This window comes from Streptomyces sp. GbtcB6 (assembly GCF_019091475.1).
GTDB lineage: Bacteria > Actinomycetota > Actinomycetes > Streptomycetales > Streptomycetaceae > Streptomyces > Streptomyces hyaluromycini.
Map to the genome: position 1 here is coordinate 106,861 of NZ_JAGXJL010000021.1, position 20,528 is coordinate 127,388.

Genomic DNA, 20,528 nt, shown 5'->3' on the forward strand with positions numbered 1-20,528 from the left:
CGGGCCCGCCCCCTTTGCCCCCCCCGGCGCGCCCGCCCCCCGCGCCCCCCCCCCCCGGGGCGGGGGGGCCCCCCCGGGCGGGGCCCCCCCCCGCCACCAGGGGGGCGGCGGCCGACGGCCCGATGCCGTTGCTGGCGACCGAGAGCCGGGTGAGCCGCCCGTACGGTGCCCGGTCCAGGGCGTCGGCCAGCTCCAGCGCGCCCGCGTCCCCCAACCGGGCGGCGGACACGTACAGTTCGCCGAGCGCGCCGCCGGCGACGACGGCGGCCAGGGCCCGCGCCCCGGCCGCGCCCAGCGGATTGCCGCCGGCGAAGAGCCGCTCGATCCGCCGCCCGTTGCCGGTCGCCGCCAGCAGCGCGTCGGCGAGCACCGCCGCTCCGGCCGGGTCGAGCCCGGTCTGGACGAGGTCGAGGGTGCGCAGGGAGCGTGCGGATTCGATGAGTTCGGCGGCGGCCTGCCCGCCTCCGCCGCCCAGCGGGTTGCGCTTGAGCCACACCCCGGTGACGACCTGCGGCGAGGCCCGCAGCTGGTCGGCGATCCGGCAGGCGCCGCCCGCCGTGATGCCGTTGCAGCCGAGGTAGAGCGTCTCCACCCCGGCGCCGGAACCGGCCACGGCTTCGGCGCCCTCGTCGCCGAGCGCGTCCGTGCCGAGCAGCAGGTGCCGTACCGGAGTGGGCCCTTCGCCGAGGGCCTCGGCGATCAGGGCGGCGCCGGCCGCGCCGACGTCCTGCTTGCACAGGTCGAGGCGGCCGTCCGGCAGGGCGGTGCCGGCGGCGAAGTCCAGCCGTTCCCCCGCCGGGCGGCCGGCCCGCAACCAGTCGAGCAGCGGGGCGAGTTCGGCGGCCGGGCGCGGCATGACGTGCGGGACACCGGCGAAGGTCTCCCGCTGAGAGTCCTGCGGGTCCTCGTTCACCACTCCGCCTCCCGGTAGTCCTTCAGGAACACCCCGGACACCGGGTCCCCGGCCTCGCCCCGCACGATCGGGTCGTACACGCGGGCCGCGCCGTCGACGATGTCGAGGGGGGTGCGGAAACCGGCGCCCGCCATCCGGGCCTTCTTCGGCGCCGGGTTCTCGTCGGTGATCCAGCCGGTGTCGACGGCGCACATGTGGACGCCCCGCTCGGCGAGTTCGGCGGCGCTGGTGCGGGTGAGCATGTTGAGGGCGGCCTTGGCCATGTTGGTGTGCGGGTGGCCCGCCATCTTGTTGCGGACGGTGAAACGGCCTTCGACGGCGGTCACGTTGACCACATAGCGGCGCGGGTGCGGGGAGGCCAGCAGCAGCGGCAGCAGCCGGTCGCAGAGCAGGGCCGGGGCCAGGGCGTTGACGAGCTGGGTCTCCAGGACCTCGGCCGGGTCGAGGTCGCCGAGCCGGGCCGACCAGGAGTTCTCGGGTGACGGGTCGGGCAGCAGTCCGGCCTCGTCGGCCTCGCGCAGCGCGACGGGCAGGGCCGCGGCCGAGCCCTCCAGCCGGCGCATCGGGGTGAACCCGGGGGCCTGCCGGACACCCGGGGGCAGGGCGTCACGCTCGCCGGCGGCCAGCAGGGCGTACGACTCGGGCGGTCTGCGCACGGTCTGTGCCGCGTTGTTGACGAGGATGTCCAGCGGCTGGCCCTCCTGCCGCAACTCCTCGCACAGGCCGAGGACCTGGCGCGGATCGCGCAGGTCGACGGCGAGGACGGTGAGCCGGTCCAGCCACCTGGCGCTGCCCGGCGCCGCCTCGAAACGCCGCCGGGTGTCGTACGGGAAGCGCGAGGTGACGAGGACGTCGGCGCCGTCGCGCAGCATCATCAGCGCCAGCTGGAAGCCGATCTTCACCCGGCCGCCGGTGAGCAGCACCCGACGGCCGTCGAGGTCAGTGCTCAGGGCGCGGCGTGCGGAGTTGTCGACGGCGCAGTCGGGGCAGAGCCGGTGGTAGAAGGTGTCGACCTGTCGATAGGGCGACTTGCAGACGTAGCAGGTGCGCGCCTTGTGGAAGACGCCGCCGGCGCCGGGCACGGCCAGCGGCGCGTCCTCGCGGCGGTCCAGGGCGCCGGTCGCGGTCGCGGCCATCACGGCGGCGTCGGCCGTCGACGTCTCGGTGCTGCGCGTCCTGCGGCGGCGCAGCCGGCCGTCGCGGGCGAAGGAGGCGGCGACCTGCTCGGCACGCAGTCGCACCGGGTCGTCGACGGGCAGCGCCCGCAGCTTCCCCACCACCTGGTGGAAAGCCGCCAGTTCCGCCTCGGTGATCGCCTCGCTCATCCGTCCCGCCCCGTGTCCGCCGTACCGTGGTCCCGGCCGGATTCGAACCGGCGTATCCACCTTGAGAGGGTGGCGAGTCTGCCTCTGCTCTACGGGACCTCGTCACGCTGCCCGGACGACCGGATTCGAACCGGTGTGTCCCGCATGCCATGCGGTGCGCCTGCCTCTGCGCTACGTCCGGCCGCGTCCCCGGATGGTATCCGGGCCTGGGCGTACGGCCGTACCGCATTTCCCGGGCGGGCGTGGGTTCAGCGGGACGCGCGGCGCAGTTCCAGGCGTTCCTTCTCGGACAGGCCGCCCCAGACGCCGAAGCGTTCGTCGTTGTCCAGCGCGTACTCCAGGCAGGCCGAACGCATCTCGCACATACCGCAGATGCGCTTGGCCTCGCGCACCGAGCTGCCGGGCTCGGGAAAGAAGAAGTCCGCCCCGGTCTGCGCGCACAACGCCTGCGCCTGCCAGGCCGGGACGGGCGTGCGGGGCGGGGTGATGGTGTCGAAGTGCATGGCCAGGATCGTGCCGGGCGGCGAAAAACGTTCGATCAACGCCCGCTCAACGTGACAGCGACAGAGCGGGGCAGCCTCGATCATGCGCCTCGGCACCACGCCCGCGCACGGCGGCACGCGGAACGAGTCCGAAACTCGGCGATTGCGTCGGGTGACCCACGGTAACCGGGCCGCGGTGGGCGTGGTCGGGCAGCGATTGTCACTGGGCGGTGGAAGACTCGGCGCAGCAGAGAACAGGACCCTTCCGAGGAGGGCGATGATGCTCACCACCCGTTTCGTCAACGGCGCTCCCAACTGGATCGACCTCGGCACACCCGAGATCGACGGCGCCGTCTCCTTCTACAACGGTCTCTTCGGCTGGCAGTTCCAGTCGGCGGGGCCCGACGCCGGCGGTTACGGATTCTTCCAGCTGGACGGCAGGACCGTCGCCGGCGGTATGCAGACCACCCCGGAGCAGGGTCCGCCGTCCTGGACCGTGTACTTCCAGAGCGAGGACGCGCAGGCCACCGCGAAGGCGGCCGAGCAGGCGCACGGCAGCGTCCTCGCCCAGCCGATGGACGTGATGGGCCAGGGCCACCTGGCGATCCTCGCCGACCAGGCGGGCGTGCCCTTCGGCATCTGGCAGCCGGCGCTGACCAAGGGCGTCGACATGGCGGGCGATCCGGGTTCGCTGTGCTGGGTCGAGCTGTACACCCCGGACATCGCGGCCGCCGCGGCCTACTACCACAAGGTGCTGGGTCTGGAGACCTCCGGCGTGCCCTTCCCCGGCGGCACCTACACCTGTGTCAACCCGGCGGGCGGCGACGACGCGTCGATGTTCGGCGGGATGGTCCCGCTGGCCGAGGACCCGGCGGAGGCGCAGGCCGGCGCGTACTGGCTGCCGTACTTCGAGGTCGAGGACCCGGACTCGGTGGTCGAGAAGGCCCAGCAGACGGGCGGCCGGGTGCGGATGCCGGCGACCACGCTGGAGGGTGTGGGCCGGATGGCGAAGCTGGCCGACCCGTACGGCGCCCGCTTCGCGGTGATCAAGGGCGAGCCGCAGCAGACCTGAGGGCAGCCCCGCGGGCAGACCGAGGCGGAGACGGGCTAGGCGGTCGCGCGCCGTATCAGTGTCGTGGGCAGGACGACGCCGGCCGGCGCGCCGGTCGCCGGCTCGCCGCGGTTCAGCGTGGCCAGCAGCAGCCGGGCCATCAACCGGCCCATCTCCTCGATGTCCTGACGGACCGTCGTCAGCGCCGGCTCGGTCTGTTCGGCGACGGGCAGCACGTCGTCGAAGCCGATCACGGCGACGTCCTCGGGCACCCGGCGGCCGCGCTCGCGCAGGACGCGCAGGGCGCCGAGCGCGGTGAGGTCGTTGGCCGCGAACACGGCGTCCACGTCCGGGCAGCGGTCGAGGAGTTCGCCCATGGCGCGCTCGCCGCCGGACGGGGTGAAGTCACTGGCGACGACCAGCCGTGGATCGGTCTCCCCCATGACGTCCCGGTACCCCTGGAGGCGGTCGGCCGCCGACGTCTGGTCCAGCGGCCCGGTGATGTGCGCGATCCGGGTCCTGCCGAGGCCGACGAGATGGCGTACGGCGTCCTCGGCACCGCCCCGGTTGTCGCAGTCGACGTACACGGCGCTCTTCGAGCCGCCGCTCCAGCCGGGCCGGCCGCCGAACACGGTGGGGACACCGGCGCCCTCGATCAGACCGGGCAGCGGGTCGTCGAGGTGGAGCGAGAAGACCAGTGCGCCGTCGACGTGGCCCCCGGCGAGATAGCGGGCCACCCGTGCGTGGTCGTCCCGTCCCTCGGTGAGCAGCAGCACGAGCTGGTTGTCCTGGGCGGTCAGCTCCTTGCTGATGCCGCGCAGTTGGAGGGCGAAGAAGGGGTCGGTGAAGATCCGGGTCTCCGGTTCGGCGATGACGACGGCGACGGCGTCGTGCCGTTTGGTGACGAGGCTGCGGGCCGCCTGGTTGGGGACGTAGCCGAGTTCCTCGACCGCCCGGCGCACCCGCTCGACGAGGGGCTCGCGCACGCCGTCCCCGCCGTTGACGACCCGTGACGCGGTGGCCCGGGAGACCCCGGCCCGCGCGGCCACGGCCTCCAGCGTGGGGCGGGACACTGCCTCGGACACCTCGGCCCTCCTCCTCGGCGGCTGGCGATCAGCATAGTCCCGGGCGCCAGGAGGCGGTCAGAGCGCTCTCGGGGCCGTGCCGCCGCCGACTGCCGCCGGGGTGCCGCCGGGTCCCGCCGTCAGGAGGGCTGTTCGGGCCGCGCCCGGCTGGGCTGGACGCGTTTGGGCTCGCCCGGCATCTTCGGGTACTCCGGCGGGTAGGGCAGGTCGCCGAGGCCGTGATCGTGTTCGTCGCGGCGGGCGAGTTCCAGGAGGGCGTCGAGGGAGTAGGCGTGGTCGTCCATGTCGGCGTGCACGTCGCCGACTTCGGCGAACCGGGCCGGCATCGTGGCCAGGTCGAAGTCCGCGGGCTGCACGTCGTCGACCTCGACCCAGTGCAGCGGCGCGGAGACGGGGGCGTGCGGGCGGGGCCGCAGGGAGTAGGCGGAGGCGATGGTGCGGTCGCGCGCGGTCTGGTTGTAGTCGATGAAAATGCGCTCGCCGCGCTCCTCCTTCCACCACTTGATGGTCACCCGGTCCGGCATCCGGCGTTCCAGCTCCCGGCCCACGGCGATCGCCGCCCGCCGGACCTGGGTGAAGGTCCAGCGGGGTTCGATGGGCACGAAGACGTGCAGGCCACGGCCGCCGGAGGTCTTGGGCCAGCCCCGCAGCCCGCCGAACTCGTCCAGGACGGCGCGCAGTTCGTGGGCGGCGCGGACCGCGTCGGCGAAGTCGGTGCCGGGCTGCGGATCGAGGTCGATACGGAGCTCGTCGGGCCGGTCGACGTCGGCGCGCCGCACCGGCCAGGGGTGGAAGGTGAGCGTGCCGTACTGCGCGGCCCACACCACGGCGGCCGCCTCCGTGGGGCACATCTCGTCGGCGGTACGGCCGCTGGGGAAGGTGATGTGGGCGGTGGGGATCCAGTCGGGCATGCCCTTGGGGGCGCGCTTCTGGTAGAACCACTCGCCCTCGACGCCGTCCGGGTAGCGCTGGAGGGTGGTGGGGCGCTCGCGCAGGGCGCGCAGGATGCCGGGGGCGACGGCCGCGTAGTAGCGGGCGACGTCCAGCTTGGTGAAACCGCGCTCCGGGAAGAACACCTTGTCCGGGCTGGACAGCCGTACGGTCCGGCCGGCCACCTCCAGTTCCACCGCATCGCCCATGCGGCCACGGTAGGCGCACCACCCCCACCGCGCATATCGGCTCGACGCGGTCTCCGGGCCCGGGAGACACCGGACCACAGGCCCGTACCGGGGGTGCCGCATGCCGAGCGCACACCGGGGACCGCTCGTAGAGTCGTGGCATGGATCTGCCGGTGATGCCGCCCGTGAAGCCGATGCTCGCCAAGTCGGTGGCGACGATCCCGCCGGACATGCAGTACGAGGCGAAGTGGGACGGCTTCCGCGCGATCGTGTTCCGGGACGGCCCCGAGGTGGAGCTCGGCAGCCGTACCGGGAAGCCTTTGACCAGGTATTTCCCCGAGCTGGTGGCGGCGCTGAAGGAGCGGGTGCCCGAGCGGTGCGTGCTGGACGGGGAGATCGTCATCGCCCGGGAGGGCCGGCTGGACTTCGACGCGCTGACCGAGCGGATCCATCCGGCGGACTCCAGGGTGCGCACGCTGGCGGAGCGGACGCCCGCCTCCTTCGTCGCCTTCGACCTGCTGGCGCTGGCCGACGAGTCACTGCTCGACGTGCCGCTCACCGACCGCCGCGCGCTGCTCGCGAGGGCCCTGGACGGGGTGACCCCGCCGGTGTATCTGGCGCCGGCCACGACCGATGTCGAGGTGGCCCGGCGGTGGTTCGAGCAGTACGAGGGGGCCGGCCTCGACGGGGTCATCGCCAAGCCGCTCACCCTGCGCTACCGGCAGGACGAGCGCGCCATGTTCAAGGTCAAGCACGAGCGGACGGCCGACGTCGTGGTGGCCGGCTACCGCCTCCACAAGAGCGGCCCGGTGGTGGGCTCGCTGCTGCTGGGCCTGTACGACGACCGGGGCGCCCTCCAGCACGTGGGCGTGTCGGCCGCGTTCCCGATGAAGCGGCGGGCCGAGCTGATCGAGGAGCTGGAGCCGCTCCGCATGGCCGACGTCTCCGGGCATCCGTGGGCGGCCTGGGCGGAGGAGGCCGCCCATGAGTCGGCCCGGCTGCCCGGTGCGCCGAGCCGCTGGTCGGGCAAGAAGGACCTGTCCTGGGTGCCGCTGCGGCCGGAGCGGGTGGCCGAGGTGGCGTACGACCACATGGAGAACGGGGCGCGCTTCCGGCACACGGCCCGGTTCCGCCGCTGGCGCCCGGACCGCACACCGGACAGCTGCACCTACGCCCAGCTGGAGGAGCCGGTGCGCTACGACCTCACGGAGATCCTGGGGTCCTGACCGCGGGGCTAGGGCCTCCCGCGCCCACGATCGGATTCGACCGGGTATGGCCATCGATGATCCGATGAGCACACAATCAAGGGGGCGGACAGGGGCCGGACCGGGGGGCAGCAGTGGGCATGGGACTGGGCACGGGACACGGGGCGCCGACGCGCCGGACCGTGCTGACGGCAGGGCTGGCGGCGGCCGTGACGGCCTCGCTCACGGCAGGCTGCACCCGGCACGGCCCGGCGGGCGACGACGGCCGCGCGCCGCAGAGCAGCACCCCGACACCGAGCCTGCGGCAAGCCACCGGATCCGTACTGGCCGTGAAGATCGACAACGTGGCCGCGGCCCGCCCCCAGACCGGCCTTGACGCGGCGGACGTGGTGTACGCGGAGCAGGTGGAGGGCGGCCTCAGCCGGTTGATGGCGGTTTACGCCACCAGGCTCCCCGAAGTCATCGGCCCCGTCCGCAGCGCCCGCGAGTCCGACCTGGAGCTGCTGCGCCAGTTCGACCGGCCGACGCTGGCCTTCTCCGGCGCCCAGAAAAAACTGCTCCCCCTGATCCGCCGGGCGCCATTGCGGCCTGAGTCACCCGCCGAGGCGTCCGGCGCCTACTACCGGGGCAGCGGCCGACCGGCCCCGCACAACCTGTACCTCCGTCCGGCCAAGCTGGTGGACGGGGCGCCCGGCCGGGCGGCGCTCACCACCGGCTTCCGCTACGGCCCGGCCCCGGCCGGCGGGACGGCCACCGCCGCACGCACCGTGCGGTACCCGGCGGCCCGCTTCACCTTCACCTGGTCCGCCGGCCGGAACCGCTGGCTGGTGTCGATGGACGGCACACCGGCGAGGACGACGGCGGGCAGCCGGCTGGCACCGGCGACGGTCGTGGTGCAGCACGTGCGGGTGACGAAGTCGACGTATCACGACGTGCTCGGCAACTACACGCCGTTCACCGAGACGGTCGGTACGGGGAAGGCGGAGGTGCTGCGCGACGGCCGGTCGTACGAAGCCACCTGGTCACGCCCGGAGGCCACCGACGGGACGACGTTCACGGGCACGGACGGCAGCCCGGTGAACTTCGCCGACGGTCAGGTGTGGGTGGTGTTCGCCAAGGCCTGACCATGCGGCACGGCCGGCTCGGCCGGGTTGCGCAGGCCCTCCGCCGCGTCCGAGACCCGTCGGATCAGGTCGAAGAACTGGCTCTGCTCCTCGGCCGAGAGCGGGGCGAGGAAGACCTGGTTCATCCGGGCGGTGCGCACGGCGAGCTTGCGGTGAACCCGTAGTCCCTCGTCGGTGAGGCGCAGCAGGAAGCGGCGCCCGTCCTGCGGATCGCGCACCTTGTCGAGGAGCCCGCGCCGGCCCAGCCGGCTGATGACCTCGGCGATGGTCGACCGGTCCAGCCCCACCCGCTCCCCCACGGTCCGCTGGTCCAGCCCCGGCTCGGCGACGAGCGCGTTCAGCACGGCGAACTGCGGCGAGGTGATCTCCTCCGAGACCATCGTGTTCCACAGCAGGTAGTGGGCCTGCTGGAGCCGCCGGGCCAGGTGCCCGGGGTGGGTGGTGAGGTCCACCGCAGCCATATGCGCTCCCATGGTCCGAATTCGTTGGTGCACTGAACGATACCGGCAGACATCGATGCTGTCTGTACACCCGTCTGCCATCGCCCCAGCTCTTGACGGGTGGCGACGCCAGTGGCAGCGTGGCAGACATCTCGCTGAAATACTCAGTGCCCTGATTAATTCGCTGAGAGATGAGGCTTCACGGATGGACAAGGTGGTCGCCACTGCCGGGGAGGCGGTGGCCGATGTGCCGGAGGGCGCGTCGCTGGCGGTGGGCGGGTTCGGGCTGAGCGGTGTGCCGAACGTGCTGATCGGGGCGTTGTTCGAGCGGGGCGTGGGTGGCCTGTCGGTGGTCTCGAACAACTGCGGGGCGATGGACACGGGGCTGGCTGTCCTTCTCGCCGCCGGGCGGATCGCGCGGGTGACCGGTTCCTACATCGGGGCCAACAAGGAGTTCGCCCGGCAGTATCTGGCGGGTGAGCTGGAGGTGGAGCTGATCCCGCAGGGCACTTTGGCGGAGCGGTTGCGGGCGGGCGGTGCCGGGATCCCGGCGTTCTACACCCCTGCGGGGGTGGGCACGCAGGTCGCGGAGGGCGGGCTGCCGTGGCGTTACGACGGCTCCGGCGGGGTGGCGCTGGCGTCGCCGGCGAAGGAGGTGCGGGACTTCGACGGCACCGAGTACGTCCTGGAGCGGGGTATCCGTACGGACTTCGCGCTGGTGCGGGCGGCGAAGGGCGACCGGCACGGGAACCTGGTGTTCAACAAGTCCACCCGCAACTTCAACCCGCTCGCGGCGATGGCCGGGAAGGTCACGATCGCTGAGGTGGAGGAGCTGGTGGAGCCGGGCGCGATCGATCCGGACGCGGTGCATCTGCCGGGGATCTTCGTGCAGCGGGTGGTGGCGCTGACGGCTGAACAGGCGGCGGACAAGAAGATCGAGCAGCGGACGGTGAGCAGCTGATGGCCTGGACGCGCCAGGAGATGGCCGCACGGGCGGCCCGCGAGCTGGAGGACGGCCAGTACGTCAACCTCGGGATCGGGCTGCCGACGCTGATCCCGAACTATCTGCCCGAGGGGGTCGAGGTGGTCCTGGAGTCGGAGAACGGCATCCTGGGCACCGGCCCCTACCCCGCCGAGGACGCCGTCGACCCGGACCTGATCAACGCCGGGAAGGAGACCGTCACGGTCCTGCCCGGGGCGTCGTTCTTCGACTCGGCGCTGTCGTTCTCGATGATCCGCGGCGGGCACATCGACGTCGCCGTGCTCGGCGCCATGCAGGTCTCCGCGCGCGGGGACCTGGCCAACTGGGCGATCCCCGGCAAGCTCGTCACCGGGATCGGCGGGGCGATGGACCTGGTGCACGGGGCCCGCACGGTCATCGTGGTGATGACGCACACCGCGAAGGACGGCTCGGCCAAGATCCTGACCGAGTGCGCGCTGCCCCTGACCGGGAAGGCATGCGTGGACCGGATCATCACCGACCTCGCCGTCCTGGACGTCACCGGCGAGGGACTCGTCCTCGTCGAGACCGCGCCCGGGGTCGGCGTCGAGGAGATCATCGCCAAGACCGACGCCGAACTCACTGTCCCGGAGGGTCTGCTGTGAACACGGTGTACATCGTCGACGCGGTCCGCACACCGATCGGCCGCCACAACGGCGGCCTCGCCGGGGTACGCCCGGACGACCTGGCCGCCCACGCCATCCGTGAACTCCTCGCCCGCACCCCCGACCTGGACCCGGCCCGGATCGAGGACGTCTACTTCGGCAACGCCAACGGCGCCGGCGAGGAGAACCGCAACGTCGGCCGGATGGCCGCGCTGCTCGCCGGTCTGCCGACGTCCGTGCCGGGGGTGACGGTCAACCGGCTGTGCGCCTCCGGGCTGGAGGCGGTCATCCAGGCCGCCCGCGCCATCGCGGTGGGCGATGCCTCCATCGCCGTGGCCGGCGGTGTGGAGTCGATGACCCGGGCGCCGTACGTACTGCCCAAGAACGACCGGCCGTTCCCCGCCGGGCACGCCGAGCTGTACTCGACCACCCTCGGCTGGCGCATGGTCAACCCCAGGATGGACCCGCAGTGGACCATCCCCCTCGGCGAGAGCGCGGAACGCATCGCCGACAAGCACAAGATCAGCCGTGAGCAGCAGGACGAGTTCGCCCTCGCCTCCCACCAGAAGGCGGCCGCCGCCCAGGAACAGGGCCTGTTCGACGCCGAGCTGGCACCCGTGCCGGTCCCGCAGCGCAAGGGCGACCCGGTCCCCTTCGCCGCCGACGAATGCGTACGTGCCGACGCCTCCCTCACCGCGATGGCCAAGCTCAGGCCGTCCTTCCGCACGGAGGGCGGCACGGTGACCGCGGGCAACGCCTCTCCCCTCAACGACGGCGCGGCCGCCTTGCTGCTGACCGACGAGGAAGGCCTGAAGGCGGTCGGGCGGGAGCCGCTGGCGCGGGTCAGCGCGACCGGGGTGTCCGGGATCGACCCGGACTACTTCGGGCTGGCGCCGGTCGAAGCGGTGACGCGTGCGCTGGGCAGGGCCGGCAAGGGGTTCGGTGATCTGTCGGTGCTGGAGCTGAACGAGGCGTTCGCGGCGCAGGTGCTGGGGTGCGTCGCCGAGTGGCCCGAGTTCGATCCCGCGATCCTCAATCCGCAGGGTGGGGCGATCGCCCTCGGTCACCCGCTGGGAGCTTCGGGAGCGCGGCTCGCCGGGACCGTGGCGCATCAGCTTGCGCGGCGTGGCAGCGGTACCGGTGTGGCCACCCTTTGCATCGGCGTCGGGCAAGGGCTCGCGCTCGTCCTTGAGCGATAGAGCGACAGGTCGTAGGGCACCTGCGGGTGCGTTGTGGCTGGTCGCGCAGTTCCCCGCGCCCCTGACGGGGCGCTCACATCTAGGACTTTTTATGACACTAACCCAGGCCGACATCGACCTCGAAATCGCCGCCGAGCATGCCGCTTATGAAAAGCGTGTCGCCGACGGCGGTCCCGTCGAGCATCACCCCCGCCGGGACTACGCCCCCTACCGGTCTTCCGTGCTCCGGCATCCGAAACAGCCCCTGGTCGCCATCGACACGGCCAAGGACCCGGAGCTGGTGGAGCTGCACTCCCCCGCGTTCGGGGAGCGGGACATCACCGGAATAGACAATGACCTGACCCGGCAGCACAGCGGAGAGCCCGTCGGTGAGCGGATCACCGTCTCCGGGCGACTCCTGGACCGGAGCGGCCGGCCGGTCCGGGGCCAGCTGATCGAGATCTGGCAGGCCAACTCGGCCGGCCGCTACGCGCACCAGCGCGAGCAGCACGACGCCCCGCTGGACCCCAACTTCACGGGTGTCGGCCGTACGATCACCGACGCCGACGGCGGCTACCACTTCACCACCATCCAGCCGGGGCCCTACCCCTGGCGCAACCACCTCAACGCCTGGCGTCCGGCCCACATCCACTTCTCGATGTTCGGGACGGCGTTCACGCAGCGGCTGGTGACGCAGATGTACTTCCCGAGCGACCCGCTGTTCCCGTACGACCCGATCATCCAGTCGGTGACGGACGACGCGGCCCGGCAGCGCCTGGTCGCGACCTACGACCACGGCCTGTCCGTGCCGGAGTTCTCGATGGGCTACCACTGGGACATCGTGCTGGACGGCCCGAACTCCACCTGGCTCGAAGAAGGACGCTGACCTGCCATGACGAAGATCGACACGAGCAGCCCGGAGAACGTGCTGCCCACGCCGTCGCACACGGTCGGCCCCTTCTACGGGTACGCGCTGCCGTTCCGCGGCGGCGAGGACATCGCGCCCCTCGGGCACCCGGACACGGTCACGGTCCACGGATACGTCCTCGACGGCGAGGGCACACCGCTGCCCGACGCCCTCGTGGAGCTGTGGGGCGCCGATCCCGACGGAAACGTGTCCACGACCGACGGTTCGATCCGCCGCGATCCGGCGACCGGTGACTACCTCGGCCGCAACGGCGTGGAGTTCACCGGCTGGGGCCGGATCCAGACGGACACCAACGGGCACTGGTACGCGCGGACGCTGCGGCCCGGCGTCCGTGGCGGCGGCGCGCCCTACATCAGCGTGTGCGTGTTCGCGCGCGGGCTGCTGGTGCACCTCTTCACCCGGATCTACCTGCCGGGCGACGACGCGGCGCTCGCCGCCGACCCGCTGCTCACCCGGGTGGGCGAGCGACGCGACACGCTGATCGCCGCCGACGAGGGCCGGGGGACCTACCGTTTCGACATCCGCCTTCAGGGAGAGGGCGAGACGGTCTTCCTGGAGTTCCGGTGACAACAGTGGATCACGACGGCGGTGACGTCGGGCTGCTCGGTCCCGGGTGGTCCGGTTCCGCCGCCGCAGCCGCGACGAGCGACGGCGCGTACCTGCGGGCGCTGCTCGACGCGGAAGCGGCCCTCACCCGGGCCCAGGCCGCCCTGGGGCTGGTCCCGGCCGAGGCCGCGACGGCGGTGACCGAGGCGGCCGACCCCGGCCGCTACGACGTCGGCGCCCTCGCCGAGCGGGCCCGTGGCGGCGGCAACCCGGTCATCCCGCTGGTCGCCGATCTGACGAAGGCGGTCGGCGCGGAGTACGGGCCCTACGTGCATCGGGGTGCGACCAGCCAGGACGTCATGGACACGGCGACGATGCTGGTCGCCGCCCGCACCCTGGACCTCGTGCTCGCCGACCTCGGACGTACCGAGCAGGCGCTGGCCCGGCTGGCCGCCGAGCACCGCGACACACCGATGCCGGGCCGCACGCTCACCCAGCACGCCGTCCCGACGACCTTCGGGCTGAAGGCGGCCGGCTGGCGCTCGCTGGTCCTGGACGCCCGGGACCGCGTGACCCCGGTCCGGGAGTCCCTGCCCGCCCAACTCGGCGGCGCGGCAGGCACGCTGGCCGCCTTCGGGGCGTACGGGGCGGAGCACGCCGAGGAGCTGCCGACCGCGTACGCCCGTGAACTGGGCCTCGCCGCCCCCTTGTTGCCCTGGCACACGCTGCGGACGCCGATCGCCGATCTCGCCGGGTGTCTCGCCTTCGCGGCCGGGGCGCTGGGGAAGATCGCCGCGGATGTGCTGACCTTGTCCCGTACCGAGATCGGCGAGGTCTCCGAGGGCAGCGGGGGCGGTTCCTCGGCGATGCCGCACAAGGCCAACCCCGTGCGCTCGACGCTGATCGCGGCGGCCGCACGGCGGGCCCCGCAGCTCGCGGCCGTCCTGTACGGCTCGATGGTCGCGGAGGACGAGCGGCCGGCCGGTGCCTGGCACGCCGAGTGGGAGCCGTTGCGGGATCTGCTGCGGACCGTGGGCGGTGCGGCGCGGGACGCGGCGGAGCTGGCGGCGGGGCTGCGGGTGCGTCCGGAGGCGATGCGCCGGAACCTCGACCTCACCAACGGGCTGATCGTCTCGGAGCGGCTCTCTGCCGAGCTGGCCCCCGTGCTCGGCCGGGCCCGCGCCAAGGAGCTGCTCACCGAGCTGGCCCGCCGCACCCACACCGAGCACCGAGCACTGCGTGAACTCCTTGCCGAGGAGCCTGACTTGAAGGACATCGAGCTCGACGACCCGACCGATCCCGCCCGCTACACCGGTTCCGCCGGTGTGCTCACCGACCGTGCTATGGAGCGACGTTGACCGAGAACCTCCTCAACCACCGCGTCGAGGGCCCCGCTTCGGCTCCCCCGCTGCTCCTCGGGCCGTCGCTCGGCACCTCGTACGCCCTGTGGGACGCCGTGGCGCCCGAACTGTCCGCCGCGCACCGGGTGGTGCGCTGGAACCTGCCGGGGCACGGCGGTTCGGCACCCGATCTGATCAAGGCGGGGGCGACCGTCGGCGACCTCGCCGGCCTGGTGCTCGCGCTCGCCGACTCGCTCGGCATCGAGCGGTTCGCGTACGCGGGGGTGTCACTGGGCGGTGCCGTGGGGCTGCACCTGGCCGTCCACCACCCCGACCGGCTGGAGAACCTGGCGGTGATCTGCTCCTCGGCCCACTTCGGCGGTTCCAAGCCATGGGAGGAACGGGCCGAGCGGGTGCGCCGGGAGGGCGTGGCGTGGCTGGCGGAGAACGCCGGCTCCCGCTGGTTCACCCCGGGCTTCACCGTGCCCCGGCTGGTCGAGGACCAGCGGGCGGCGGACCCGGAGGCGTACGCCTCCTGCTGCGACGCGCTGGCCGCCTTCGACCTGCGGGACCGGCTCGGCGAGATCGCCGTCCGCACCCTGCTGATCGCCGGCCGGCAGGATTCCGCGACCCCGCCGCCGCATCTGCGGGAGATCGCGGACGCGGTGCCGTCGTCCACGCTGGTCGAACTGCCGGGCGCCGCGCATCTGGCGCCCGCGCAGTGCCCCGAGGCCGTCCTCACCGCGCTCCGCTCCCACCTCGACGGCGGCGCCGGGCGCGGGATGGCGGTACGCCGCGAAGTGCTCGGGGACGCCCATGTCGACGGCGCCCAGGCCCGGCAGACGCCTTTCACGGCCCGCTTCCAGGACTTCATCTCGCGCTACGCCTGGGGCGAGATCTGGACCGACCCCACTCTCTCCCGCCGTGAACGCAGCATGATCACCCTCACCGCGCTGGTCGCCCACGGTCACTACGACGAGCTGGCCATGCATGTACGGGCCGCCCGGCGCAACGGGCTGACGCCGGAGGAGATCGGCGCGGTGCTGCTGCAGACGGCCGTGTACTGCGGGGTGCCGGCGGCGAACTCGGCGTTCGCGACGGCGCAACGGGTGCTGGCGGAAGAGGAAGGGTGACCCTGCCGGTCGTACCTCCAGCGTCACCACCCACCCGGCGCCGTCCCGCGCCTAGGCTGGCGGCATGTCCACTGTTCTGATCACCGGTGCCACCTCCGGGCTCGGCCGGTACGTCGCCTTCGAACTGGTCCGCTCGGGACACGTCGTCCTCGCGCACGGCCGCGACCCGGGCCTTACCGAGCGGCTGGTCGAGGAACTGCGCACCGAGGGCGACGCGGAGGGGTTCGTCGCGGACCTGGCCTCGCTGGCCCAGGTCCGCGAACTGGGCCAGCGGGTCGCCGACGCGCATCCCGACCTGGACGTGCTGGTCAACAACGCGGGCGTCGGCGCCGGCACCCCCGGTTCGGGCCGCGAACTGAGCATGGACGGCCACGAGTTGCGCCTGGCTGTCAACTACCTGGCCCCGGTGACCCTCACCCACGCCCTCCTCCCGGTACTGCGCACGCACACCCCCGCCCGCATCGTGAACGTCGGCTCGGCGGGCCAGGAGCCGCTGGACTTCGACGACCCCGAATTCACCCGCGGCTACCAGGGCTTCGCCGCGTACTGCCGTGCCAAGTTCGCCTTGGCGGCCCACACCTTCACTTTGGCGGATGAGTTGGCGGGCACGGGAGTCTCGGTGAACGTCCTGCACCCGGCGACCTTCATGGACACGGCGATGGTGAGGGAGGGAGGAGTGGCGCCGTGGAGCACGGTGGCGGACGGTGCGCCGGGGGTACTGGCCCTGGCGACACGTGACTTGGGAACGGGTGGCTACTTCGACGGCACGAGCAGGGCGCGAGCGCACGAGGCGACGTACGACCGAGAGGTACAGAAACGCCTCTCAGCGGTAACTGATCAACTCCTCGCGCTATAGCGCCCCTTCTTTTTTGGGGGCGCGGGGAACTGCGCGACAAGCCCCCACGCACCCGCACCCTTCAACGCAACCCCCGCCCCGTGTCCAGAACCTCCCGAGCCTGAGCAACCAGCCCATCGGCTCCACACGACCGAGCCAACGCCAGCCCCCTGTTCAGCTCGGCCACCGACCGCGCGGCGATCCCGTACTCGACCCGCGCCGCCGCATGCTCGTACTGGCAGGGCGACGCCTCCAGATAAGCCACCGCCTGCGAAGCCAGCCGCACCTGCCGCTGTCCGGTCTCCAGCGCGGCAGCGCACCGCAACGCCTCGCCGATCGCGGTGTCCGTGCCGAACCGCTCGGCCTGCCGCCGCGCGTCGCCCGCCAGTTGCGCCGCCCGCGCCGGGTCCTCGCTCGCCAGGGCCCGGGCCAGGTCGAGTGCCCAGGGCACGACCACGGGGTTGAAGTGGCCGCGCGCGGCGGCCGCCTTCTCCGCCGCCTCCAGTTCGTTCACGGCCTCCTTCGTGCGGCCGACGGCGAGCAGCAGCCGGCCGCGCACCGACCGCGGGTCCGGCATGACGATGGTGGAGGGGTACGGCGGTGCGAAGCCGTACTGTTCGGCGGTCTCCCAGGCCTGCTGGACATGGCCGCGGGCGAGCAGCGTGTCGACGAGGTTGCAGGTGGCGGTCCAGTACAGGGGCAGCCGGCGGCCGACCCGCTCGGCGATCCGCAGGGACTCCCGCAGGGAGGTCTCCGCGTCCCGCAGCCGGCCGCGCCTGCGGTGGCCGAGGCCGACGTAGGCATGGGCGAGGGCCAGGTGGCCGCCGCTCCAGCCGGAGGACTCGTAGGCGCGCAGGGCCTCGTTGTACAGGCTCTCCGCGCGGTCGAGGCGGTCGGTGTAGACGTAGGAGTTGGCGAGCATCAGCAGGAGTTCGATGCCCCACTCGGTGTCGGTCCAGCCGAGGCCGGGCGCGAGCCGGCCGTTGACGAGGGCTCGGTCGCACAGTTCGACGACCTCTTCGGCGCTCTCGCCCTGGATCAGCAGGTCGAAGCCGCGCAGCATGAGCAGGGCGCGCTCGGAGTTGTCGCGGCCGGTGCAGGTGGCGGCGAGGTCGGCGAGCCGTTCGGAGCGGCGCGGGGAGACGGCCTCGCCCGCGATGCCCTCCCACATGAACTGGACGGCCTGGAGCCGGAGTCTGGCGGGTCCTTCCTCGTGCCGGGCGGCCTCCGCCTCGACCGTGCGGACGGCTTCCTCCAGCTGGTCGTTGTGGAGGAGGGCCTGGGAGAGCCGGAAGACGGCGTCCACGCGTTCGGGCCCGGCGAGGCCGGACATGCCGAGCGCGCTCTGCAGATGGCCGATGGTGACGGCGGGCTTGGTGAGGAGGGTGGCACAGCCCAGTTCGTAGAGCACGCGGGCGTGGACCTCGGGGACGGGCGGTTCGAGGAGAGCGCGTTCGAGGCAGCGGCGGGCCGCGTCCGGGGCGCCGACGGCGAGGTGTTCCTTGGCGGCGTCACGCAGCTGTTCGACGAGTTCCTCGTCGTCGTCCGGGTGCACCTTCAGCAGATGGCGGGAGGCCTCGGCGATGCCGCGGCCGTCGTCGATGACGATCTGGGCGGCGATGCCGTGCATGGCGGTGCACATCGCGGGCGGGATGGAGTTGTAGACGGCGGTGGCGATCAGCGGGTGGACGAACTCCAGGTCGCCGGTGTCGGACCGGGAGCCGGCCGGGTCGGGCTCGGTGAGGATACGGGCGCTGCACAGCAGTTCGGCACAGCGCTCGGCGTCGTCCACGGCCATGCTGGCGAGCTGGGCGACGAGGCCGACGGAGATGCCGGTGCCGAGGATGGCGGCGGCCCAGGCGAACCGGGTGGCGTCGACGCCGAGGCCTTCGAGGCGGGTGACGAGGCCGCCGCCTCTGGCCGAGCGGTTGAGGGCGCGCAGTTCGCCGGCCCGGGACTCGACGGGTTCGACCTCGCTGTCCTGGACCTTGGCGAGGAGTTCGACGGTCTCGTAGGGGTTGCCGCCGGTGACGGCCCAGACCTCGCGGCAGAACGGGGCGTCGGCGTGCTCGCCGAGGGTGGCACGGGTGAGACCGGCGGTGGCGTCCGGGGTGAGGGCGCTGATGGTGCGGACCGGGCGGCCGGCCGCGGCGGCCACGGCGTCGAGGTAGCGGGCGCTGTCGCCGTTGACCTCGCCGGGGCGGCGGGCCACCAGGACCAGCACGGACAGATCGTCCAGGCGTTCGACGAAGGCGGCGAGCCAGGCCAGGGTCTCCTGGTCGGCCCAGTGCGCGTCGTCGATCAGCAGGACCAGCGGCCAGTCGCGTTTGGCGAGCCGGCGGACGGCGGCGACCAGGCCGTCGCAGACGCCCTGCGGGTCGGCCAGGCGGTCTCCGGGGTCCGTGATGCCGAGGGCGGGTCCGGCGATGTCGTACCAGTCGCCGAGGTACTCCCGGGCCTCCTCGGGCAGCAGGGAGACCAGGGCGGGCTGTAACAGCTGCCGTACGACGTGGAAGGGCACGCTGCGCAGCGTCTCGACGCCGCGGGTGGACCAGACGGTGCAGCCCCGGCGTTCGGCGATGCGGCGGGTCTCGGCCAGCAGCGCGGTCTTGCCGAGCCCGGCCTCGCCGCGCAGCACCAGCAGGTTCCCCGAGGTGGAATGGTCTGCGCCCAGGGCGTCGAGCGCCTCGGTGATGGCGGCGATCTCCTCCTCGCGCTCCCAGAGGGGAGCCGAGGCGCCTCCCGGGAGCTGCTCCTCCGTCATCCCGTTACCTCCCCAAGTCGCCCGAACGACGTACAGACCACGAGCGTAGCCGTCCGGTTGGCTGTCCGGAGGCGGGTCCGGGCAGCTGTTGCCGCGACGGGTGAATGTGGGTACGCCCGGGCGACGCGGGACGGCCCCGACCTGCCGCTGTGCAACGAACGGACCGTCAACGGGCAGGGACATGAGGCTGACTTTCGAAGATCGGGCAGTGCGCGAGCGGAACCGGTCCCTCCGGGCGCTGGCGGCGGGCTCGGTGGGCAACTTCATCGAGTGGTACGAGTTCGGTGTCTACGGCTATGTGGCGACCGTCGTCGCCGAGCGGTTCTTCACCCCGGCGGGCGGGAGTGCGGCCGAGGGGCTGGTGCGTACGTACGCCTCGTTCGGGCTGGCGTTCTTCTTCCGTCCGCTGGGCGCGGCCCTGTTCGGCCGGCTGGCGGACCGGCTCGGCCGGCGGCCGGTGCTGATCCTGGTGGTGGCACTGATGACGGGCGCGACGGCGCTGATCGGGGTGCTGCCGACGTATGCTCAGGCGGGTGCGCTCGCGCCGTGGCTGCTGACGTTCCTGAGGGTGGTTCAGGGGTTGTCGGCGGGCGGGGAGTTCGGGGGCGCGGTGGCGATGCTGACCGAGTTCGCGCCGCCGGGCCGGCGGGGGCTGTACGGGGCGTGGCAGTCGTTCACGGTGGCGTTGGGGCTGCTGGGCGGGGCGGGGGTGGCGGTGGGGCTGTCCGTGCTCCTGACGGCGGACCAGTTCGGTTCCTGGGGGTGGCGGCTGCCGTTCCTGCTGGCGTTGCCGCTGGGTGCGCTGGCGCTGTGGCTGCGGATCGGGCTGGACGAGACACCGGAGTTCCGGGAGCCGGCCGTGGGCGCCGTGCGGGTGCCGGTCGGGGCGATCGCGCTGGCCGCCGCCCGGGTGATGGGCTGGTCGGCGGCCGGGTACACCTTCCTGGTGGTGCTGCCGTCGTACCTCCAGGCCGCGCTGCACACCGGCTTCCGGCAGGCGCTGCTGGCCACCGTGGTGGCGAACCTGGGGTTCGCGGCGGCGATCCTGCCGGCGGGGCTGCTCAGTGACCGGGTGGGGCGGCGGCCGGTGATGCTGGCGGGCGCCGGGCTCGTGGTGCTGCTGGCGCTGCCCCTGCTCGGCCTCCTCCAGGACCCGGGGGCCTCGGCCGCCGTGAAGGGGGCGGGACTGTGCGGTGCGGGTGCGGTGGTGGGGCTGATGGCCGGACCGGGGCCCGCGATGCTGGCCGAGATGTTCCCGGCGCGGGCCCGCTGCACGGGCCTCGGACTCGCCTACGCGCTGTCCAATGCCGTGTTCTCGGGCTGTGCGGGCCTCATCATCACGGAGGCGGTGCGGCGCACCGGGAATCTGGACGTTCCGGGCTACTACGCGGCGGCGACCTGCGCGGTCAGCGTGCTCGCGCTGCTCGGGTCGCCCAGAACGAAGGCGGGTTGAGAC

The 20,528-nt window shown here is 72.9% G+C and carries 19 protein-coding genes and 2 tRNA genes; 12 read left to right on the forward strand and 9 right to left on the reverse strand.

Annotated elements, in window-relative coordinates:
• From KVT45_RS31280 to KVT45_RS31300, 5 genes are all read right to left on the reverse strand, one after another.
• Positions 1 to 913: ribonuclease inhibitor (locus KVT45_RS31280; RefSeq protein ID WP_308310916.1), on the reverse strand; the 913-nt coding region annotated here is incomplete at its 3' end.
• The gene (locus tag KVT45_RS31285; RefSeq protein ID WP_217552493.1) at positions 910 to 2,238 is read right to left on the reverse strand and encodes an SDR family NAD(P)-dependent oxidoreductase; all 1,329 of its coding nucleotides are present in this window, start codon (positions 2,236 to 2,238) and stop codon (positions 910 to 912) included. The genes KVT45_RS31280 and KVT45_RS31285, both read right to left, overlap by 4 nt.
• Positions 2,239 to 2,265: 27 nt before the next feature.
• Positions 2,266 to 2,337, reverse strand: a tRNA-Glu gene (locus KVT45_RS31290).
• 11 nt (positions 2,338 to 2,348) lie between these two features.
• A tRNA-Ala gene (locus KVT45_RS31295) sits at positions 2,349 to 2,419 on the reverse strand.
• A gap of 67 nt (positions 2,420 to 2,486) precedes the next feature.
• Complete coding sequence (locus KVT45_RS31300; protein WP_174856072.1) at positions 2,487 to 2,741, reverse strand: WhiB family transcriptional regulator; 255 nt, start codon at positions 2,739 to 2,741, stop codon at positions 2,487 to 2,489.
• A 259-nt stretch (positions 2,742 to 3,000) separates the two neighbouring features.
• On the opposite strand from KVT45_RS31300, the gene KVT45_RS31305 reads away from it, so the two are divergent.
• Positions 3,001 to 3,792 carry a VOC family protein gene (locus KVT45_RS31305; protein ID WP_217552494.1) on the forward strand — a complete coding sequence of 264 codons (792 nt, stop codon included), beginning with the start codon at positions 3,001 to 3,003 and terminating at the stop codon, positions 3,790 to 3,792.
• Positions 3,793 to 3,827: 35 nt separating this feature from the next.
• On the opposite strand, the gene KVT45_RS31310 is transcribed toward KVT45_RS31305, so the two are convergent.
• Positions 3,828 to 4,856, reverse strand: coding sequence for a LacI family DNA-binding transcriptional regulator (locus tag KVT45_RS31310; RefSeq protein ID WP_217552495.1), 1,029 nt, complete (start codon positions 4,854 to 4,856; stop codon positions 3,828 to 3,830).
• A 119-nt stretch (positions 4,857 to 4,975) separates the two neighbouring features.
• Entirely contained in the window at positions 4,976 to 5,995 is a 1,020-nt protein-coding gene (gene ligD / locus KVT45_RS31315; RefSeq protein WP_217552496.1) for a non-homologous end-joining DNA ligase, read from the reverse strand.
• Positions 5,996 to 6,135: 140 nt separating this feature from the next.
• On the opposite strand from ligD, the gene KVT45_RS31320 reads away from it, so the two are divergent.
• A complete protein-coding gene (locus tag KVT45_RS31320) occupies positions 6,136 to 7,200 on the forward strand; it encodes an ATP-dependent DNA ligase (protein WP_217552497.1) in 1,065 nt (354 codons plus the stop codon).
• 119 nt (positions 7,201 to 7,319) lie between these two features.
• Positions 7,320 to 8,303, forward strand: a complete 984-nt coding sequence (locus tag KVT45_RS31325) for a DUF3048 domain-containing protein (RefSeq protein WP_217552498.1) — start codon at positions 7,320 to 7,322, stop codon at positions 8,301 to 8,303.
• Here KVT45_RS31325 and KVT45_RS31330 read toward each other — a convergent pair.
• Positions 8,273 to 8,764, reverse strand: a complete 492-nt coding sequence (locus KVT45_RS31330; RefSeq protein WP_217552499.1) for a MarR family winged helix-turn-helix transcriptional regulator — start codon at positions 8,762 to 8,764, stop codon at positions 8,273 to 8,275. The genes KVT45_RS31325 and KVT45_RS31330 overlap by 31 nt on opposite strands.
• A gap of 184 nt (positions 8,765 to 8,948) precedes the next feature.
• Between KVT45_RS31330 and KVT45_RS31335 the strand changes: the two genes are divergently transcribed.
• The 8 genes from KVT45_RS31335 (at position 8,949) to KVT45_RS31370 (ending at position 16,329) form a co-directional block, all read left to right on the forward strand.
• Positions 8,949 to 9,704, forward strand: coding sequence for a CoA transferase subunit A (locus KVT45_RS31335; protein ID WP_217552500.1), 756 nt, complete (start codon positions 8,949 to 8,951; stop codon positions 9,702 to 9,704).
• Positions 9,704 to 10,348, forward strand: a complete 645-nt coding sequence (locus KVT45_RS31340) for a CoA transferase subunit B (protein WP_217552501.1) — start codon at positions 9,704 to 9,706, stop codon at positions 10,346 to 10,348. Before KVT45_RS31335 ends, KVT45_RS31340 begins: the two co-directional genes overlap by 1 nt.
• Positions 10,345 to 11,547: a thiolase family protein gene (locus tag KVT45_RS31345; RefSeq protein WP_217552502.1), complete on the forward strand. Its 1,203-nt coding sequence runs from the start codon at positions 10,345 to 10,347 to the stop codon at positions 11,545 to 11,547. Before KVT45_RS31340 ends, KVT45_RS31345 begins: the two co-directional genes overlap by 4 nt.
• A gap of 91 nt (positions 11,548 to 11,638) precedes the next feature.
• Positions 11,639 to 12,412 carry a protocatechuate 3,4-dioxygenase subunit beta gene (gene pcaH / locus KVT45_RS31350; protein WP_217552503.1) on the forward strand — a complete coding sequence of 258 codons (774 nt, stop codon included), beginning with the start codon at positions 11,639 to 11,641 and terminating at the stop codon, positions 12,410 to 12,412.
• Positions 12,413 to 12,418: 6 nt separating this feature from the next.
• On the forward strand, positions 12,419 to 13,021 hold the full coding sequence (pcaG, locus tag KVT45_RS31355; protein WP_217552504.1) for a protocatechuate 3,4-dioxygenase subunit alpha: 603 nt from the start codon (positions 12,419 to 12,421) through the stop codon (positions 13,019 to 13,021).
• Positions 13,018 to 14,358 carry a 3-carboxy-cis,cis-muconate cycloisomerase gene (pcaB, locus tag KVT45_RS31360; RefSeq protein ID WP_217552505.1) on the forward strand — a complete coding sequence of 447 codons (1,341 nt, stop codon included), beginning with the start codon at positions 13,018 to 13,020 and terminating at the stop codon, positions 14,356 to 14,358. The genes pcaG and pcaB overlap by 4 nt, the downstream gene beginning before the upstream one ends.
• Positions 14,355 to 15,473 (forward strand): 3-oxoadipate enol-lactonase, encoded by a 1,119-nt coding sequence (gene pcaD, locus KVT45_RS31365; RefSeq protein ID WP_217552506.1) that lies wholly within the window; start codon positions 14,355 to 14,357, stop codon positions 15,471 to 15,473. The genes pcaB and pcaD overlap by 4 nt, the downstream gene beginning before the upstream one ends.
• A gap of 64 nt (positions 15,474 to 15,537) precedes the next feature.
• Positions 15,538 to 16,329 carry an SDR family NAD(P)-dependent oxidoreductase gene (locus tag KVT45_RS31370; protein ID WP_217552507.1) on the forward strand — a complete coding sequence of 264 codons (792 nt, stop codon included), beginning with the start codon at positions 15,538 to 15,540 and terminating at the stop codon, positions 16,327 to 16,329.
• 61 nt (positions 16,330 to 16,390) lie between these two features.
• Here the strand turns inward: KVT45_RS31370 and KVT45_RS31375 are convergent, their stop codons facing one another.
• On the reverse strand, positions 16,391 to 19,072 hold the full coding sequence (locus KVT45_RS31375; protein WP_217552508.1) for an AAA family ATPase: 2,682 nt from the start codon (positions 19,070 to 19,072) through the stop codon (positions 16,391 to 16,393).
• Between the two features lie 208 nt (positions 19,073 to 19,280).
• Between KVT45_RS31375 and KVT45_RS31380 the strand changes: the two genes are divergently transcribed.
• Positions 19,281 to 20,525 carry an MFS transporter gene (locus KVT45_RS31380; RefSeq protein ID WP_308310917.1) on the forward strand — a complete coding sequence of 415 codons (1,245 nt, stop codon included), beginning with the start codon at positions 19,281 to 19,283 and terminating at the stop codon, positions 20,523 to 20,525.
• Positions 20,526 to 20,528 lie beyond the last annotated feature (3 nt).

Bases quoted from the DNA above. Each gene is read 5' to 3' on its own strand.
- KVT45_RS31330 (WP_217552499.1), bottom strand. From the start codon at position 8,764: ATGGCTGCGGTGGACCTCACCACCCACCCCGGGCACCTGGCCCGGCGG.
- pcaH (WP_217552503.1), top strand. From the start codon at position 11,639: ATGACACTAACCCAGGCCGACATCGACCTCGAAATCGCCGCCGAGCAT.
- KVT45_RS31340 (WP_217552501.1), top strand. From the start codon at position 9,704: ATGGCCTGGACGCGCCAGGAGATGGCCGCACGGGCGGCCCGCGAGCTG.
- KVT45_RS31305 (WP_217552494.1), top strand. From the start codon at position 3,001: ATGCTCACCACCCGTTTCGTCAACGGCGCTCCCAACTGGATCGACCTC.
- KVT45_RS31320 (WP_217552497.1), top strand. From the start codon at position 6,136: ATGGATCTGCCGGTGATGCCGCCCGTGAAGCCGATGCTCGCCAAGTCG.
- KVT45_RS31370 (WP_217552507.1), top strand. From the start codon at position 15,538: ATGTCCACTGTTCTGATCACCGGTGCCACCTCCGGGCTCGGCCGGTAC.
- KVT45_RS31285 (WP_217552493.1), bottom strand. From the start codon at position 2,238: ATGAGCGAGGCGATCACCGAGGCGGAACTGGCGGCTTTCCACCAGGTG.
- KVT45_RS31325 (WP_217552498.1), top strand. From the start codon at position 7,320: ATGGGACTGGGCACGGGACACGGGGCGCCGACGCGCCGGACCGTGCTG.
- KVT45_RS31335 (WP_217552500.1), top strand. From the start codon at position 8,949: ATGGACAAGGTGGTCGCCACTGCCGGGGAGGCGGTGGCCGATGTGCCG.
- KVT45_RS31300 (WP_174856072.1), bottom strand. From the start codon at position 2,741: ATGCACTTCGACACCATCACCCCGCCCCGCACGCCCGTCCCGGCCTGG.
- pcaG (WP_217552504.1), top strand. From the start codon at position 12,419: ATGACGAAGATCGACACGAGCAGCCCGGAGAACGTGCTGCCCACGCCG.
- ligD (WP_217552496.1), bottom strand. From the start codon at position 5,995: ATGGGCGATGCGGTGGAACTGGAGGTGGCCGGCCGGACCGTACGGCTG.
- KVT45_RS31375 (WP_217552508.1), bottom strand. From the start codon at position 19,072: ATGACGGAGGAGCAGCTCCCGGGAGGCGCCTCGGCTCCCCTCTGGGAG.